Origin of the sequence: Chitinophaga caseinilytica (genome assembly GCF_038396765.1) — a bacterium.
Taxonomy (GTDB): domain Bacteria; phylum Bacteroidota; class Bacteroidia; order Chitinophagales; family Chitinophagaceae; genus Chitinophaga; species Chitinophaga caseinilytica.
On sequence record NZ_CP150096.1, the window covers coordinates 6,023,641 to 6,042,347 of the forward strand.

The 18,707-nt window shown below is 57.3% G+C and carries 12 protein-coding genes; 9 read left to right on the plus strand and 3 right to left on the minus strand.

Annotated features, from left to right (window positions below):
* Window positions 1-48 precede the first annotated feature (48 nt).
* The 7 genes from WJU22_RS24925 (at window position 49) to WJU22_RS24955 (ending at window position 10,026) form a co-directional block, all read left to right on the plus strand.
* Window positions 49-1,128, plus strand: a complete 1,080-nt coding sequence (locus WJU22_RS24925) for a FecR family protein (RefSeq protein WP_341840883.1) — start codon at window positions 49-51, stop codon at window positions 1,126-1,128.
* A 238-nt stretch (window positions 1,129-1,366) separates the two neighbouring features.
* A complete protein-coding gene (locus tag WJU22_RS24930) occupies window positions 1,367-1,846 on the plus strand; it encodes an STN domain-containing protein (RefSeq protein ID WP_341840884.1) in 480 nt (159 codons plus the stop codon).
* A complete protein-coding gene (locus WJU22_RS24935; protein ID WP_341840885.1) occupies window positions 1,734-4,619 on the plus strand; it encodes a TonB-dependent receptor in 2,886 nt (961 codons plus the stop codon). Before WJU22_RS24930 ends, WJU22_RS24935 begins: the two co-directional genes overlap by 113 nt.
* Before the next feature lie 11 nt (window positions 4,620-4,630).
* Window positions 4,631-6,124 (plus strand): RagB/SusD family nutrient uptake outer membrane protein, encoded by a 1,494-nt coding sequence (locus tag WJU22_RS24940; RefSeq protein WP_341840886.1) that lies wholly within the window; start codon window positions 4,631-4,633, stop codon window positions 6,122-6,124.
* A 21-nt stretch (window positions 6,125-6,145) separates the two neighbouring features.
* On the plus strand, window positions 6,146-6,964 hold the full coding sequence (locus tag WJU22_RS24945) for a LamG-like jellyroll fold domain-containing protein (protein ID WP_341840887.1): 819 nt from the start codon (window positions 6,146-6,148) through the stop codon (window positions 6,962-6,964).
* Between the two features lie 9 nt (window positions 6,965-6,973).
* The gene (locus WJU22_RS24950; RefSeq protein ID WP_341840888.1) at window positions 6,974-8,317 is read left to right on the plus strand and encodes a glucoamylase family protein; all 1,344 of its coding nucleotides are present in this window, start codon (window positions 6,974-6,976) and stop codon (window positions 8,315-8,317) included.
* Window positions 8,314-10,026: a family 43 glycosylhydrolase gene (locus WJU22_RS24955; RefSeq protein WP_341840889.1), complete on the plus strand. Its 1,713-nt coding sequence runs from the start codon at window positions 8,314-8,316 to the stop codon at window positions 10,024-10,026. The genes WJU22_RS24950 and WJU22_RS24955 overlap by 4 nt, the downstream gene beginning before the upstream one ends.
* A 63-nt stretch (window positions 10,027-10,089) precedes the next feature.
* Here WJU22_RS24955 and WJU22_RS24960 read toward each other — a convergent pair whose 3' ends face one another.
* Together WJU22_RS24960 and WJU22_RS24965 are read right to left on the minus strand one after the other, a co-directional pair.
* On the minus strand, window positions 10,090-12,234 hold the full coding sequence (locus WJU22_RS24960) for a carboxy terminal-processing peptidase (protein ID WP_341840890.1): 2,145 nt from the start codon (window positions 12,232-12,234) through the stop codon (window positions 10,090-10,092).
* 204 nt (window positions 12,235-12,438) lie between these two features.
* A complete protein-coding gene (locus tag WJU22_RS24965; protein WP_341840891.1) occupies window positions 12,439-13,617 on the minus strand; it encodes a PQQ-dependent sugar dehydrogenase in 1,179 nt (392 codons plus the stop codon).
* A gap of 126 nt (window positions 13,618-13,743) precedes the next feature.
* Between WJU22_RS24965 and WJU22_RS24970 the strand changes: the two genes are divergently transcribed.
* Window positions 13,744-15,000: an MFS transporter gene (locus WJU22_RS24970; RefSeq protein WP_341840892.1), complete on the plus strand. Its 1,257-nt coding sequence runs from the start codon at window positions 13,744-13,746 to the stop codon at window positions 14,998-15,000.
* Window positions 15,001-15,141: 141 nt separating this feature from the next.
* Here the strand turns inward: WJU22_RS24970 and WJU22_RS24975 are convergent, their stop codons facing one another.
* Complete coding sequence (locus WJU22_RS24975; RefSeq protein ID WP_341840893.1) at window positions 15,142-15,558, minus strand: YkgJ family cysteine cluster protein; 417 nt, start codon at window positions 15,556-15,558, stop codon at window positions 15,142-15,144.
* Between the two features lie 250 nt (window positions 15,559-15,808).
* Here WJU22_RS24975 and gcvP point away from each other — a divergent pair, with 250 nt between their 5' ends.
* Entirely contained in the window at window positions 15,809-18,691 is a 2,883-nt protein-coding gene (gene gcvP / locus WJU22_RS24980) for an aminomethyl-transferring glycine dehydrogenase (protein ID WP_341840894.1), read from the plus strand.
* The last annotated feature ends 16 nt before the right edge of the window (window positions 18,692-18,707 follow it).

The window sequence follows — 18,707 nt, forward strand, 5'->3', positions numbered from 1 at the left end:
ATTTCGGGGGATAGCGGCTCCTTATTGCGTAACACCGACGTTATGCAAATGGAAGACCGTATTTGGGAACTGATTGCCCGGAAGCTGGCGGGAGAAGCTTCGCAGGAAGAGTTGCGGGAGCTGGAAGGGCTCCTGCGCGACCATCCGGAGCTGCACATCCCCGTGCAGGCGGTGGCCGACATGTGGCCCCGGAAGGCCGGCAGGCCCGATGCGGAAACGGCAGCGGCCTGGGACCGGCACCAGGAACGGATGCGGCAGGCGGGCATCCGGGACATGGAGCCTGTTTCCCACGAGCCCTTCCAGCTGGAAGCGGTGCGCGCCCGGCCGTGGAAGCGGTATGCGGGATGGGCCGCAGCGGCAGCGGTACTGGTACTGGCTGCCACCTGGCTTTTCCGTTCGCAGACGGGCCATCCTGAGCTGGCGGCGGCCCCCAGCGAAGTGCTCGTCAAATACGGCAGCAAAACCCGCGTGCAATTGCCCGACGGCACCACCGTTTGGCTCAATGCCGGCAGTAAACTCACCTACGGGCGCGATTTCGGCAGCGGCAGCCGGGAAGTGGACCTTTCGGGCGAAGGGTTCTTCGATGTCGCCAAAGACCCCGAGCGGCCTTTCATCATCCGCACCAGCAGAATGAACGTCCGCGTGCTCGGCACGCGGTTCAACCTGCGTGCATACCCCAACGACAAATCCTCCGAAGCAGCGCTTCTCCAGGGCAGCATCGAAGTTTCCCTCAGCAGCCGGCCGGCGGAGCGCTTCCTCCTCAAACCCAATGAAAAAATCGTGGTGAGGGATGATTCGGCGGCGGCACACAACGCGCCCGTCAAATCGCCGGAACCCATCATGGCCATCCGTAACCTCCGGTACGAACCGGCAGACAGCAGCCTGGCCGAAACTTCCTGGATGAACAATAAACTGGTGTTTACCGACGAATCCTTTGCTGAGCTGGCCCTCAAAATGGAACGCTGGTACAACATCCCCATCCGCTTCAGCGACGTAGAAACGGCGCAGCTGCGGTTTACAGGCTCGTTCGAAAAAGAAAGCGTGGAGCAGGCACTCCGCGCACTGGCGATCACAGCGCCATTCCGTTACCAGGTCAAAGACAGCGAAATAATCATTTCACGTAACTGAACAAACCAAAACTAAATCCACGCGTATGCCGACTTTCAACTCTACTTAGCCAAAAGCAGAAGGGCGAGGCGCCGTTGGTCCGGCACCCCGCCCTGGATCAGACATGTCAATGGCAGCTACCGGCCTGGTAAGCTGAAGGCTGCCCATTATCCAACCCGTTTCAATGTAAAAATATATGAAAAAGAGCAGGATTTTTCCCGGGCTCCCGGGAAAACATTTCCTAATAAAGCTTGCTGTTATGATGAAACTGACGGCTGCCATCCTGTTGACCGGTTTTCTCCACGTTTCCGCCGGTGTGTATTCGCAGGACAGGATCACGCTTCACATGAAGTCTGCCGATCTTAGAAAAGTGCTGAACGCCATAGAACAGAAATCCGGTTACCGGTTCCTGTACCATGAAAATCTGTTGAGCGATATGAGACGGGTGGACGTTTCGGTGGAAAACGCCGAAGTGCTTTCCGTGATGGAGCGCATGTTGCAATATTCTCCCCTCGCTTTCGAGCTGGTCAACGACCGGCTGATCGTGTTAAAAGAAGCCTACGGCGGAAGCGGCGGCCCCGGTCACGGGGCGCGTTACGGGTACCGATGGCCTCCCCATCCCCGGCGTGGCCATCCGCGTGAAAGGCAGCACCACCGGCGCGATCTCCGATGCCCAGGGCATGTACTCCATCAACGCGCCCGAGGGCTCGGTGCTCATTTTTTCGTTCATCGGGTATAACACCAAAGAAGTGACCGTGGGCGGGCAAAGCGTCATCAACGTCAGCCTCGACGTGGCGCAGGCCCAGCTGGAACAGGTGGTCGTAATCGGCTATGGCACCGCGCAAAAGCGCGACCTAACCGGGTCCATCGTTTCCATCAAAGGCAGCGAAGTGGCCGACAAGCCCAGCGCCAACCCCATCACATCCCTCCAGGGCCGCGTGGCGGGCCTCACCATCGTGAACAACGGCCGCATGAACACCGACCCCGACATCCGCATCCGCGGTACCAACACCATCAACGGCGTGAAACCGATTTTTGTGGTGGACGGGATCATCAATGACAACATCAACTTCATCAACCCGGCAGACATCGCTTCCATGGAGATCCTGAAAGATCCCTCGTCGCTCGCCATCTTCGGCGTCCGCGGTGCCAACGGTGTCATCATCATCTCCACCAAAAAGGCCGCCGCCGGGCAAACCGCCATCAATTTCAACTCCACCGTCGGCATCAAAAAAGTGACGGACCGCATCAAACTGACCGACGCCGCACAGTTCAAAACACTGTTCGACGAGCAGCTGGCCAACCAGGGCAATCCCGCCTACGACTATACGAACTGGCAGGCCAATACCAACTGGCAGGACCAGATCTTCCAGGATGGGGTCCTCAACTATAACAACCTGAGCATCAGCAACGCTACCGACAAAAATAAATTCTACGCCGGGATGGGGTACACCACCGAACAGGGCCTCATCAAGCATGAAAAACTGCAAAAGATCACGATCAACCTGAACAACGAGCTCCAGGTCAGCAAAGCCCTGAAATTCGGCGTCAACTTCTCCGGCTACCGCGCGCTGCTGCCCGTCACCAAAGACGTGGGCGGCGCCATCAATGCCGCGCCCATCGCGCCGGTATACAACGAAGAATACGGCTTATACCATACCCTTCCCAGCTTCCAGCGCGCGCAGGTGTTCAACCCCATGTACGACGTGGAGCTGCGCAAAGGCATCGCACGCAACCTCGAATACCGCGCGGTAGGCAGCGTGTTCGGCGAGCTGAAACTCATGAGGGACCTCACTTTCCGGGCATCTTTCTTCGTAGATTACGGTTTCAACGTAAACCGCTCCTACACACCGCTCATTACGTTCTACAACCCGGAAATCAATCCCCCGCGCGATTCCGTGACCAAACTCACTTCCGTTAGCCAGGAACAGAACATCTACACGAAAGTGCAGAGCGACTACCTGCTGACTTACAAGCGCAGCTTCGGCCACCACAACATTACGGCGCTGGGCGGGTTCACCACCTACTACAATTCTTACGAGAAAACCTCCTCCACCGTGCAGCAACAGAAAGGCCGGCCGATCCCCAACGACCACCGCTTCTGGTACGCCAACGGCAATATCGGGGACGCCACCACGCTCCGCGGCGATGGCCGCGCCTGGGACATGGCCACCCTGTCTTACCTCGTGCGCGCGCTCTACGGCTATAAAAACAAATACCTGCTCAATGCTTCCTACCGCCTCGACGGGTCTAACGCCTTCCAGGCCATCGGGAACCAGTGGCAACGCTTTGCCGCCGCCGGCGTGGCGTGGGTAGCCAGCGAGGAAGATTATCTCAAAGATGTTTCCTGGCTGCAATATCTCAAATTCAAAGGCAGCTACGGCGTATTGGGCAACCAGAACGTGGGCGACCGCCGCTATCCGGCCTATCCCAGTCTTACGGGTGCCAATTCCGGCATCTTCGGCGACAACATCGTGGTGGCCCTGCAACCCGAATATTTCGTGGACCCCGATCTCCATTGGGAAACCGCCCGCAGCTGGGAAGCCGGCTTCGAACTGACCACCCTCGGCAACCGGCTCCGCGCGGAAGTCAACTATTACAACAAGCTCACCAAAGACATCCTCGTGATCATCCCCGCCACCGGCCTTTCGGGCGGCGTGGGCGAAATGAAGAACGCCGGGACCGTGTCCAACAAAGGCTTTGAGCTGATGCTCAACTGGGCAGACAAGGTCGGCGAACATTGGAGCTACAACATCAGCGGCAACCTCACTACCATCAAAAATAAGGTGGAAGCCCTCAACCGCAAAGGATTCAACATCATCGACGGCCCCTCGTGGACGCAGGAAGGCTACCCCATCGGGTATTTCCACGGATATATCCACGACGGCATTTACCAGACGCAGGAAGAGATCATGAAATCGCCGGTGAACGAACTGGGCGAAGTGAAACCCGGAGACATCAAGTACCGCGATGTGAACGGCGACGGAAAGATCAATGCAGACGACCGTACCATCATCGGCAACCCCACACCCGATTTCACTTACGGCATTACCGCAACGGTCAGCTACAAACAATTGGATTTCGGCATCGAAGGCCAGGGCGTTTACGGCAACGAGATCTTCCGGAGCTGGGGCAACATCAGCACGTTCGCGCAGATGAATTACCCGCTGTACCGGATGGACCGCTGGCATGGCGTGGGCACCTCCAACTGGGAGCCCATCCTCCACACCGGCCGCGGCAACAACACCTACAACTCTACCTACAACATCGAAGACGGCAGCTATTTCCGGATCCGGAACGTACAGCTGGGGTACACTTTCTCCCGCAAACAGCTGGACAGGATCGGGCTGCAGTCGCTCCGCCTGTTCGCCAATGCGCAGAACGTAAAGACCTTCAAGCGCAATTCCGGGTACACGCCTGAATTTGCCGGAGGTTCCACCTCCTTCGGGGTCGACAACGGATCGTACCCCCTGCCGGCGATTTATTCTTTCGGCGTAAATGTAAACTTCTAAACTGCCGCAACATGAAAAAACTCATTCTTCCCATATTCCTGCTCGGTATCGGCGTTGCCGGCTGCAGCAAGTTCCTCGACCGTAAACCATTAGGCCAATATACCCAGGACGATCTCGGCCTCAGCGCGCTGGAAAGCCAGGTGATGGCCGCCTACGCCGGGCTTCGCACGGAAGGCTGCGCGGGCGTCAAGTTCGGCGCGGTGCACAGCATCCGGTCAGACGACGCCATGAAAGGCAGCATCGCCAGCGACGGCGTGCCGGCCGAACAGATGTTCGATGATTTCATTTACCTGAAAGATTTCTGGCTGCTCAACGACTATTGGGGCGACCATTACAGGCTCGTGAAATTATGCAACGACGTGATCGGCGCGGTAGACAAAACCGCCAACCCGAACCCCGCCGAACTGGTGAACCGCGGCGAAGCCAAATTCCTCCGCGCCTATGCCTACTTCAACCTCGTACGTGCTTTCGGCGAAGTGCCGAAGATCGATTTCGTGGTAACGAATACCACCGAAGGCAACGTGCCGAAGAAGTCCGTCGCGGAGATCTACGCGCTCATCGATGCCGACCTGCAGGAAGCCGCCAACGTGCTTCCTCCCACCTGGGGCCCCGAGTACATTGGCCGTACCACCAAATGGGCCGCCAAGGCCTTGCAGGCAAAAACCTGGATCACCCGTTCCAACTGGGGCTCCGCACTGGGCGCATGCCGTGAGATCATCAATTCCAACCAGTACCGTCTTTTCGAACCGTACTGGAAAGTGTTTTCCGAAGAAGGGGAAAACTGCCCCGAATCCATTTTCGAGATACAGGCGCTGTACAATTCCACACAGGATTACGGCATCCAATACGCCAACTACCAGGGCGTGCGCGGCTCCGGCAACTGGGACCTTGGCTGGGGCTGGAACGTGCCCACACAAGACCTTTACGATGCTTTCGAGACCGGCGATCCCCGCCGCGAATACACCTGCATGGCCAACAACGCGCCCGAGCCGTATGGCATTGCCGGCACCATTACCTCGCAGGCAGGGTTTGTCGGGAAATGGTACAACAGGAAGGCATACACGCATCCAAACGTCCGTAACTCCGCCGGCGGCAACGTTCCCCGTGCAGGGCGATGGCTTAACATGCGCATCGTCAGGTATGCCGATGTGCTGCTCTGGGCCGCCGAAGCCGCCAACGAGCTGGGCGGCGCACAGAATACCACCGACGCGCTGCAGTGGCTGGAACTGATCAGGACGCGCGCCCGCCAGGGAGCGCCCGCAGGCACTTTGCCGAAAGTGGTCACCACCGTGCAGGCAGAACTGCGCGACGCCATCCGCCACGAAAGAAGGGTGGAATTCGGCATGGAGCACGAACGCTTCTACGACCTCGTACGCTGGGGCATCGCAGAACAAACGTTCGGACAGCTGGGCAAAAACTATCAACCCCGCAACCGCTACCTTCCCATCCCCCAGCCCGAAATCGACAAATCCGGCGGCGTGCTGAAACAGAATCCTGATTATTGATCCTTTTAAACGATTACAATCATGTCTATCCATAAATCAATTTCCCTCCTCATCATAGCCGCAGGATTCGCTTCCTGCCAGAAAATGGAAAGGCCCCCGCTCGTCATCATCCCCGACGATGTGGCCAAGCTCAACGGCCCCCTGCAACGCAACCTCTGGTTCGAAGGCAGCGGGATCGACAGTATCTATTACGAAAAAGGCGTGGCCACGAACGTGGCGTACGACAATGGCGTGCAGGGCAAAGCCTACAAAGGCGCCACCAACTCCATGATGGTATTTACCGCCGGCTCAAAGATCGGGTCCATGACCAGCTTCACCGTCGCTTTCTGGATGAACACCCAAAAGCACACCGGCGGCGCCCAAAGCATCTTCATGCTGGGCCGGTCTACCGATTTTTGGGGGAATATGTTCGCGCTGGTGGAAGGGAACGACAATGCAGCCGACAATTCCATGCTGCTCAAATTCAACTTCGCCGGAAACTGGGTGGAGTTCAACAACAACAACGGCCTCAACCGCCTGCCCGACATGTACGGCAAATGGAAGCATATCGCATTCCGGTACGACGAAAAAACATCGGTATTCAGCTTATTCGTGGATGGCGAAAAGTACCCCATTCCCGATGCGGTGGCCAACCGGATGAAAGACAACAAGCCGCTGGGCGCCCTGGCGTTCAAAGACCCGTCGAAGTTCATCATCGGCGCCTTTCAGCAACACGCCGGCGTAAGCGGCAACCCCGACGGCTGGATGCTTCGGTACACCGGGCTGCTCGACCAGTTCAAGGTATATACCGTGGCCGTTACGGACGCAGATATCAAAACATTATTTACCACGAAACGTTAGACCGCAACCATGCTTAAACCCATTCTCTGGGTGTTCCTGTTACTGGGTAGCCTGTCGTCCTGCTCCGGCAAGGGCGACGGGGCTCCCGTTCCGGGGCCCGGGCCGTCGAAAGACACGGCCGACAAATTCGAGCGCATCTCGCGGGATGCGCTGTTGACCAAAGTGCAGCAGCAGACCTTCAAATACTTCTGGGACTTCGGGCACCCCGTCAGCGGCCTGTCCCGCGAGCGCAATACCTCCGGCGACATCGTGACTTCCGGCGGTACCGGCTTCGGCGTCATGGCCATTATTGTAGCCGTTCACCGCCAGTTCATCACCCGTGCGGAAGGGCTGGCCCGGCTGAAGAAGATGACAACATTTCTAAAAACCAAAGCCGTGGCCTATCACGGCGCTTATCCGCACTGGTTCAACGGTGCCAGCGGCGCCACCGTTCCGTTCAGCGCCAACGACAATGGTGCCGATCTCGTGGAAACCTCCTATCTCATCCAGGGATTGTTGTGCGCGCGGCAGTTTTTTAATGGCGCGGGGGAAGAGGAATCCTCGCTCCGCAAAGACATCAACGACATCTGGCACGCCGTAGACTGGACTTTCTTCCGGAAAAACGGCGAACAGAAACTTTACTGGCACTGGAGCCCGGACAAGGGCTGGGCCATGAACATGGCCATTTCCGGCTGGAACGAGTGCCTCATCACTTACGTGCTGGCCGCATCCTCCCCCACCCATGCCATCCCGAAATCCGTGTACGACGAAGGCTGGACCCGCAACGGCGCCATGCGTACCAACCGCACGTATTACGGCCTCCCGCTGCCGCTGGGCCCCGAATACGGCGGGCCGCTCTTCTTCGCCCACTATTCCTTCCTCGGCCTCGACCCTACCGGCCTCCGCGATCCACATGCCGACTATTGGGAACAGAACAAACGCCACGCCCTCATCAACTGGAACTACTGTAAAACCGACCCGCAAAACCGCGGATACTCCGAGAAATTATGGGGCCTCACCGCCAGCGATATCAAAGACGGCTACACCGCCAGCTCCCCCACCAACGATGTGGGCGTTATCGCTCCCACCGCGGCACTGGCATCTTTTCCGTACACGCCCGAACAATCAGGCATGGCTTTGGATTACTTTTATTATAAGCTCGGCGACAAGCTCTGGAAGGAATATGGTTTCATCGACGCATTTTCGCCCAAAACCAACTGGTTCGCCAGTTCCTTCCTCGCCATCGACCAGGGCCCGATCATCGTGATGATTGAAAATTACCGCAGCAAACTCCTCTGGCAGCTGTTTATGGGTTGCCCGGAAGTGAAGGCGGGATTGAAGAACCTGGGGTTTGAAAGTCCGTACATCCCATGATATTACGCAAAACGCTCACCGCACTGTTGTTGCTCGCCGGCGTGGAAACGCAGGCCCAGCAAACGTATTGCAACCCGATGAACCTCGACTACGGGTACACGCCCATCCCCAATTTCTCGGAATGGGGGCGGCACAGGGCCACGGCCGACCCGGTGATCGTTCCGTTCAAGGGCGATTTTTACCTCTTCAGCACCAACCAGTGGGGATACTGGCATAGCCCCGATCTGCTGAACTGGACCTTCGTGCCGCGGAAATTCCTCAAGCCATGGCACAAAGTGTACGACGAACTATGCGCCCCCGCCGCCTGGGCCATGGGCGACACCCTGTTCGTTTTCGGCTCCACCTACACCGGCGATTTCCCCATCTGGATGAGCACCAACCCCAAGGCCAACGTCTGGACGGAAGCACTGGACTCACTCGGGATCGGCGGCTGGGACCCCGCGTTTTTCCCCGACGACGACGGGCGCCTCTACATGTACAACGGCAGCAGCAACCGCTACCCACTGTATGGCGTTGAAATGGACAGAAAAAGGTTTGCGCCGAAAGGCACGCGGAAGGAAATGTACCTGCTGGAAGACTGGCGCTACGGATGGCAGCGCTTCGGCGAATATAACGACAACACCTTCCTCGACCCGTTTATCGAAGGGGCCTGGATGACGAAGCACAATAACAAATATTACCTGCAATACGGTGCCCCCGGCACCGAGTTCTCCGGGTATGCAGACGGCGTGGTGGTCGGCGAAACCCCGCTCGGCCCCTTCACCCCGCAGCCCGACCCCGTCAGCTACAAGCCCGGCGGATTTGCGCGGGGCGCCGGGCATGGCGCCACGTTCCAGGACAACGCGGGGAAATGGTGGCACATCAGCACCATCGCCATATCAGTGAAGAACAACTTCGAACGGCGGTTGGGGCTATGGCCCGCGGGGTTCGATAAGGAAGGCGTCATGTTCTGCAACACCGCCTTCGGCGATTACCCGCACTACGCCGACCAGCGCTTCACCGGTTGGATGTTGCTGAACTACCAGCGCCCCGTCACCGTTTCCTCCACCCTCGGCGCCTATCTGCCCAATTACGCGGTGGATGAAGACATCAAGACCTACTGGAGCGCGGCCACCGGCAACGCCGGAGAATGGATACAGACAGACCTGGGCGCCGTTTCCACCGTACACGCCGTTCAGATCAACTACGCCGACCAGGACGCGGAATTCCTCGGCAAACAAACACATATCTTCCATCAATATAAACTCTACCGCTCCACCGACGGCAAAAAATGGCACCTGTTGGCCGACAAAAGCCGCAACCGCACCGATGTGCCGCACGACTACATCCAGCTGGAAAAACCCCTGGAAACCCGCTTCCTCAAACTGGAAAACGTGCACATGCCCACCGGGAAGTTCGCCATCAGCGGCCTGCGCGCCTTCGGCAAAGGCCACGGCGCCGTCCCGGACACGGTTAAAACCTTCATGGTGCTGCGGACCGAAAAAGACAAACGGAGCGCCTGGCTGAAGTGGTCGCCCTCCAGCGATGCCTATGCGTACAACATCTATTTCGGCACGCATCCGGAGAAGCTGTACAACTGCATCATGGTGCACGGTAAAAACGAATATTACTTTAAGGGAATGGACCGCACGCTGCCTTATTACTTCCGCATCGAAGCGGTAAACGAAAACGGCGTATCGCCGCGCAGCCGGGTATTAAAATCAGAATAATCGGGAATCGTCATCAGCCCAAAACTAAAAAAGGGTAAAGCGCGATGCTTTACCCTTTTTCTTTTATCGTTTCGGTTCGTTGACCTTCGTTTCGGTGTAGTTGTTTTTCAGCTTGGGGAACGATTGCTGCATGATGAGATCGTTCATGACATTGACCGCTTCGCTGAGGTAAGGGTCTTTGTGCCGCGCCTTGATCCAGTCTTTGTTACGGGCCAGTTTCACGGTGTCTGTGCCTATTTTGTCCAGATCGGCCTTGAGGCTGGAGATGTTGAGCGGCTGTACCTTGTCGTTCACGGAATCGTAGCGTTTGAGCGCCGCTGCGTTCTTTTTCTGGTCTGCGCGGTAAGACGCGATGTCCAGCGGGTAGGTTTTCTGCTCGTCCAGCTTTTTAAGGGTGGCGATGTTTTCGTTGATCATGCGGAACGCTTCGTTGTTGGCGACGCGCGCTGCGGATTTGGCTTTCAGCGGGGCCACGTCTACCGGTTCGTTCCAGGCGGTATAATCAGCCTGGGGCACCACGTCCCACTTCAGGGCGTCCTTGTCTTTCTTCTCGCCAACTTCGTAGTAAGGAGAAGGCAGCACCACGTCTGATTCCACGCCTTTCAATTGAGTGGAGCCGCCGTTGGCGCGGTAGAATTTCTGAACGGTGAGCTTGATGGCGCCGAGGCTGCCGCCTACGTCCCCTTTCACGAAGGCGTCGAGGTCGAGGAGGCGTTGCACGGTACCTTTACCGAAAGTGCTGGGGCTGCCGATGATCACGGCGCGCTTGTAGTCCTGCATGGCGGCTGCCATGATTTCCGAAGCGGAGGCGCTGAATTCGTTCACCATGATGGCGAGGGGCCCGTCGTAGGCTACGCCTTTATCGCGGTCGCGCTGCTGCTGCACTTCGCCGGAGCGGGAACGTACCTGCACCATGGTGCCTTCGGGTACGAAGAGGCCCGCCATCTTGATCACGTCGGGCAGCGAACCGCCGCCGTTGAAGCGGAGATCGAGGATGATACCGTCTACTTTCTCGGCTTTCAGCTTTTCGATTTCCCGGGCCACGTCGTCATACGAAAACGCACCCTGGCGGTCGTTGAAATCCGCGTAGAATTCGGGAAGGTAGATATAACCGATTTTATGCTGATTGTTGATCACGGCTGATTTGGCGAACACATCGTCGAGCTTGATCTCGTCGCGCACGATGGGGATCACCTTGATGGTGCCGTCCACGCTTTTCACGGTGAGTTTCACTACGCTGCCTTTGGAGCCGCGGATGTGGGTCACGGCTTCTTCCACGGGGAACCCGCCGATGTCGATCGGTTCCTTATCGCCTTCGCCTACTTTCAGGATCACGTCGTCTGCCTTCAGCTGGCCCTGTTTCCAGGAGGGGCTGCCGGTAACGATGCTCACGATCTTGATGCGGCCTTCTTCCTCCCGGAGCTGCGCGCCGATACCGTAGAACTTGCCGGCCATCGACTCCTGGAAGGAGCGTTTCTCCAGCGGCGGCATGTAATCGGTATGGGGGTCCATGGTGGTGGTGATGGCGTTCACGTAGAGCGAGAAACGGTCGTCGTCTTTCGTCCGGTTTTTCAGCCGGTCGAAATAACGGTCGTAGACTTTCTTCACTTTTTCGCGGGCTTCGGCTTCGAGCTGGGCGTCGGTTTTGCCGTTTTTCTCCTTATCGCGGATGGTGGTGAGATCGGCGTATTTTTCGAGGGTGCGGTACTTGAGGGCTTTCCTCCAGGCTTCCACACGGGCCGCTTCATCGGCCGGCCAGGGAATGGCATCGGGGTCGATATCCATTTTTTCGGCCTTGTTGAAATCGAACGGTTTGGAAAGAATGTCCTGGTAAATGGTCGACACTTCCACCGTGCGCTGCTTGATCAGCTCGGTACTTTTGTTGAAGAAATCCAGCGGTGCGCCGTTCAGTTCGTCGTCCACATGATTTTCCAGTTTCTTCAGTTCGTCGATATCGCTTTGCAGGAAAAATTTCTTTTCGCCGTCGATGTTCTTGAGGTATTTCGTGAATACTTCACGGGAAAAGGCGTCGTTGATCGGTTTAGGCTGATAATGGCCTTCTTTGAGGATCTGCCCCACCAGGGTCATGATCGTCTGGTATCTTCCGGGTGGGTCGTCATTCACTCCGATCTTCGCGAATGCAAATATGCCAGCCAATAAGCAAACGATGAGCATTATTGGAACGACCGCTTTCAGTTTCATCTTCATAACCCTGTCAATTGGATTTTTTTCAAATCAGGCCGCTTTTGCGCCTGCGGATTCTCTAATCAAATATAAGCCTAAATCACGCAGTTCTAAAGGCCTGTATTCGATTTAACATATTCTTGCGGTCAAAAACCGTGCAATATACCATTCCGGCCTACCGCCCGCCTGCCAACGGCGCCATTGGTAAGCCGGAATGGCAGGTTCGTCCTATTTTACGAGCTTGTAAACACCGCCTTTGTTGTTGGCGCCGGCGATCGTCACCAGCATGTAGATTTCGCCCGCTTCATCCTGTCCCCAGCTCAGCAACTGCAGATTCCCGCCGGGTTTGTTGGCGAAAACGAGGTCTTCCCGTGTCCACTTCCCGCCTTTTTCCGTGAGCGTCCAGGTTTTGCCGTTGTAGTCGCCGAAGATATATTTCCCGGTGAGCGCAGGCAATGCTTTCCCGCGGTATACATATCCGCCGGTAATGCTGATTCCGTCTGCATGGTCGTATTCGTGGATGGGCTCGATGAGTTTCGCTTTGCCGGCGCCTTCGGGAACGTTGAATTCGTGGTACCCTTCCATGATCCGCCAGCCGAAATTCCCGCCTTTGGTCACGATGTCCACTTCTTCATACTTGTTTTGCCCGACATCGCCCGCAAACAGCCGTCCATTGGCCTTGTCGAACGATATGCGCCAGGGATTCCGGAGCCCGTACGCCCAGATTTCCCCTTTCGCGCCGGCCGTGTTCAGGAATGGATTGTCTTTCGGAATGCCGTACGGCGAACCGTTGACGTCGATGCGGAGAATTTTCCCCAGCAGCGTGCCCAGATCCTGCCCGTTGCCGATGGTCCCGTGCTTGTCGCCACCACCGCCGCCATCGCCGGACGCGATGTAGAGGTAACCATCGCGGCCGAAGATGATATCTCCGCCGTTATGGTTGCTTTCGGGCTGGTCGAATTCCAGCAGCACACGTTTGGTGGAAGGGTCTGCCGAATTGTCGGCCGCCTTTCCCACCCGGTATTCCGCCACCACCGATTTATGGTTGAGGCCTTTGCGGGGATTGGCTACGGGCGCGCTGAAATAGAGGTAGAATTTGCCGTTCTGTTTGAATTTGGGATGGAAGGCCATGCCGAGCAGCCCGCGCTCGTCGTACGCGGGGTTTACCTTCACCATGTCGGCACTCACGTCGATAAAGGGTTTGGGCTGCAATTTACCGTTCTGGACGATCCAGACCCGGCCTTCTTTCTGGACGATGAACTGGCGGTTGGATCCGTCTCCCGGAACGGCCATGCACACGGGCGACATGACTTCATCCGTCACCAGCTGGAGCCGCGCCTGTTGTGCGGAAACGAAAAGAGGGCAGGTGGAAAGCGCGCCTGCGAAAATCAAACTGACTAGTTTCATTAAATGGAATTTTAGCGTGATAAAAATAATGCTTCCGGCTATACGCTGCCAGAAAAATCTGGTGGAAGGACGGGAAAGGCTTTGGCGGGAAACGCTTACCTTTGGCACGGATTAAAACAGACCCGCTTGGAAGAAGCTTCAGTACCCCGGAACGACCCGTACGCCTCGATGCGGAATGTGGAATTCAGGTATTTCCTGGTGATCCGTTTTGCGACGATCTTCGCGCTGGCGATGCAATTCGCCATTATCGAATGGAAGGTGTACATCCTTACCCGCGACCCGCTCAACCTGGGCCTCATCGGCCTGGCGGAGTTCATCCCCGCTTTCTGCCTGGCGCTTTTCGCCGGGAATATCGTTGACAAGAAGGAAAAGCGCGGCATGGTGCTGAAGTGCCTGCTGGGTTATGTTTTCGTGGGAACGGGGCTGTTCCTCCTCACCTGGGACGATGTCATGCGCGGCGTTCCGCAATCCTGGGTGCTTTTCATGATCTACTTTTTTGTTTGCTGCGGCGGGATCATCCGAGCGTTCGTGAGCCCGAGCAACTTTTCGCTGCTGGGGCTGCTGGTGCCGCGCGAACTGTATGTGAACGCCACTACCTGGAGCACATCCGCCTGGCAGATCGGCGCTATCGCCGGGCCTGCGCTGGGCGGGCTTTGCATTGCGGCGTTCGGCGTGCACTGGTCGATGCTCCTGGTGCTGGGATGCATACTGGTGGCGCTCTTTTGCATATTACAGATCAAGCGCAAGCCGGTACATTATAAGGAGATGGGGGAAACGGTGAAGGAGCGGTTGACGAAGGGGTTGAAATTCGTGTGGGACACGAAGGTGCTGCTGAACGCCATGACGCTCGATATGTTCGCCGTACTTTTCGGCGGCTCTGTGGCCATGATCACCATATATGCGAACGATATCCTGAAAGTGGGGCCCGAAGGCTTCGGGGCTTTGCGCGCTGCGCCGGCGATCGGCGCTTTCCTGACCATGATGGCCCTGGCCTACCGCCCGATCGTGACCAAACCCGGCATCAAGCTGCTGGCGGCGGTGTTCGGGTTCGGGCTTTGCATCATCGTGTTCGGGATTTCGAAGAATTTCATCCTGTCGATGGCGGCGCTGTTCGGCAGCGGGATGCTCGACGGGATCAGCGTGATCATCCGGCAAACGATCCTCCAGCTCAAAACGCCGGACGATATGCGGGGCCGGGTATCTTCGGTGAGCTCCATTTTCGTGGGGTCGAGCAACGAGCTGGGATCGTTCGAGAGCGGGGTGGCGGCGCGGATCATGGGGCCCGTGGGCTCGGTGGTGTTCGGCGGCTGCATGACGCTCGGCATCGTGATCACCACTTACATCATCTCCCCCGCCATGCGCAAACTCGATCTGAAGGCGTAGCGGAAGGCGCGCTGTGTTCATTCTGGCCACATCCATCTTTCCAAACCAGACGGCCTGTACTGCCGCCTCACCGGTTTACATCCTATGGCAACGCAGGCCACGGCTTCGCCGGCCATGCGACCGCAAAAAGCATAGCTTCCTTTATTTAATGATGGATTTCAGCCGTTCCAGCACGTAAAACACGGCCGGGCAGATCGTGCTGTTCAGCAGCGTGGTGTTCGGGCGCTTGAAGAATTCGTAGCTGTCGGTGTAGGGATAATTGTGGCAATCGCCGGGGCGAACGTCGTAAATCCCGCAGTAGTTGTCTTCGCCGAGGAACGGGCAGGGACTGCGTTTCACGACGTAATCGCCGTCTTCGTCCAGCCGCAGGTACGTTTCAATGAACACGCTTTCGCGGAGGCCGAGGTGTTTGGAGATGCGCTTGATGTCGGGGGTTTTGAAGCGGGGGCTGATGGTTTTGCAGCAACCGGCGCACTGGAGGCAGTCGATCTGGGAAAACGCCTCCTCATGCAGGCCGGGCAGGTGCTTTTCGACGCCTTTTCCCTTTCGGTTCTGCATTTTCTGAAGGAACTGTTTGTTCGCTTTCTGCTGTTCTTTCGCTTTTTTTCCCAATCCGTAAGACTGACTGACATGTACGCTGTTTGACCGCAAAAATAGGATAATCTCCCGGTATGAAAATCCCATGACAATCTGCGGCGCGGAAGGCCGGGTAATATCAGCCCTATATCCCCTGTAGACCGGGTGTTTTGGCCATTGTGGAAAAACATCATAGCTTTGCGCATTCTTTCAATTAATACCTGCTTACATCATGAATTTATTGAATACGTTCAAGCATGCTTTCATTGGCCGCCACATCGGGCCGAATGAGGCGGAAACCCGCGCCATGCTCGAAAAGATCGGCATCGGAAGTGTAGATGAACTGACGGGCAAAACGGTACCCGCTTCTATCCGGATGCAGCACGCGCTAGACATTCCCGAAGGGATGAGCGAGTATGATTACCTGGCGATGCTGAAAGACATTTCGCTGAAAAACAAAGTATTCAAGAATTATATCGGCCAGGGATATTACGACACGATCACGCCGAGCGTGATTCTGCGGAATATTTTCGAGAACCCGGGATGGTATACCCAATATACGCCATACCAGGCCGAGATCAGCCAGGGCCGTCTCGAAAGCCTCCTGAACTTCCAGACCATGGTGAGCGACCTCACCGGCCTGCCCATCGCCAACGCCTCCCTGCTCGACGAATCTACCGCTGCGGCAGAAGCGATGACGATGTTCTTCAACGCCCTGAACAAAGACCATGAGCATATTACCCGCGGCAAGTTTTTCGTGGACGAGCGCGTGATGCCGCAAACCAAAGACGTGGTGCTGACCCGCGCCATGCCTTTGCAGATCGAGGTGGTATTCGGTAATTACGAGACCGTTGCCATCGACGAGCAGTTCTTCGGTGCGCTGGTACAGTACCCCGGTGCCGAGGGCACCGTGGCAGACTACCGTTCCTTCATCGAAAAGGTACACGGTGCCGGCGCTTACGTGGCCATGGCTACCGACCTCCTGGCGCTGACGCTCCTCACGCCTCCGGGCGAGCTGGGTGCAGACGCGGCGCTGGGCAGCGCACAGCGTTTCGGCGTTCCCCTGGGCTTCGGTGGCCCGCACGCGGCGTTCTTCTCCACCAAAGATGAATTCAAACGTTCCATCCCCGGCCGTATCATCGGTGTGAGCATCGACGCGCAAAACCAGCGCGCCCTGCGCATGGCGCTCCAGACCCGCGAGCAGCACATCAAACGCGAAAAAGCCACTTCCAATATCTGTACCGCACAGGCGCTCCTCGCCAACATGGCCGCCATGTACGCCGTGTTCCACGGGCCGGAAGGGCTCAAAAACATCGCCCTCAAAACCAGCCTGCTCACTTCCGCGCTGAAAGCCAAACTGGCCGCAGCCGGCGTTCAAACCGTGAATGCAGGCCATTTCGATACCATCACCCTTTCCGTAACCGACGCACCCGCCATCCACGCCAAAGCACAGGCAGCCGGCATCAACTTCCGCAAAATCTCCGCTAACCAGCTGGGCATTTCGCTGGACGAGACCGCTTCCGTGGAAGACGTGAACGCCGTGCTCGCCGTTTTCGGCGCCGGCAAAGTAACCGAAGCCGATGTGGAAAGCGCAGCCAGCGGCATCCCCGCCGATCTGCAACGTACCAGCCCCTACCTGCTGCACCCGGTGTTCAACACCCACCACAGCGAAACGGAAATGATGCGTTACATCAAATGGCTGGAAAATAAAGACCTTTCGCTCAATACTTCCATGATCTCCCTCGGTTCCTGCACCATGAAACTGAACGCAGCCACCGAAATGATCCCCCTCACCTGGAGCCACTGGAGCAAAATGCACCCCTTCGCCCCGGCAGAACAGGCCGGCGGTTACCTCCAGATCATCCGGGAACTGAGCGATTACCTTTGCAAAATCACCGCGTTCGACGCCTGCTCCCTGCAGCCCAACTCCGGCGCACAGGGCGAATACGCCGGCCTCCTCGCCATCCGCAACTACCACGAAAGCCGTGGTGAAGCGCACCGCAACGTGATCCTCATCCCCATCTCCGCACACGGCACCAACCCCGCATCCGCCGTTATGGCCGGCTACAAGGTAGTGATCGTGAAAGCCCTCGAAAACGGTTATATCGATATCGCCGACCTGAAAGCGAAAGCGGAACAACATAAAGACAACCTCGCCGGTGTCATGATCACTTACCCCTCCACCTACGGCGTTTACGAAGAAGGTGTGAAAGAGGCTTGCCAGATCATCCACGACAACGGCGGACAGGTATATATGGACGGCGCCAACATGAACGCCCAGGTAGGCCTCACGGCTCCCGGCCTCATCGGTGCCGACGTTTGCCACCTGAACCTGCACAAGACCTTCGCGATCCCCCACGGCGGTGGCGGTCCCGGCATGGGCCCCATCTGCGTAGCCAAGCACCTTGCACCGTTCCTGCCCGGTCACGTAGACCTCCAGGCAGCCGGTAACGGCAGCAAACAGGCGCATGCGGTTTCCGCAGCTCCCTTCGGCAGCGCCTCCATCCTGCTGATCTCTTACGCCTACATCCGCCTCCTCGGCCGTACGGGCGTGAAGAAATCCACCGAATACGCGATCCTCAACGCCAACTACATGAAAGCAAGGCTCGAAAATGCCTTCGACATCCTGTACACCGGCGTGAGCGGCACCTGCGCCCACGAATTCATCGTAGACCTGCGCCCCTTCAAAGGCACCGCAGGCATCGAAGCGGAAGATGTGGCCAAGCGACTGATGGACTACGGTTTCCACGCCCCGACCATGAGCTTCCCGGTTCCGGGCACGATCATGATCGAGCCTACGGAAAGCGAGGACAAAGCCGAACTGGACCGCTTCTGCGACGCACTCCTTTCCATCCGGGAAGAAATCCGTGCGGTGGAAGAAGGAAAGGCAGACAAGGCGAACAACGTGCTGAAAAATGCGCCCCACACCCAGGCAGTGATCACCGCCGACGAGTGGACGCGCCCCTACGGCCGCCAGCAAGCCGCCTTCCCGCTCGATTACGTGAAAACCAGCAAGTTCTGGCCTTCCGTTTCCCGCGTGAACAACACCTTCGGCGACCGTAACCTCATCTGCACCTGCGAGCCTACCAGCGCCTACGCAGAAGCCGAAGCATAATCACGACTTCCTTACA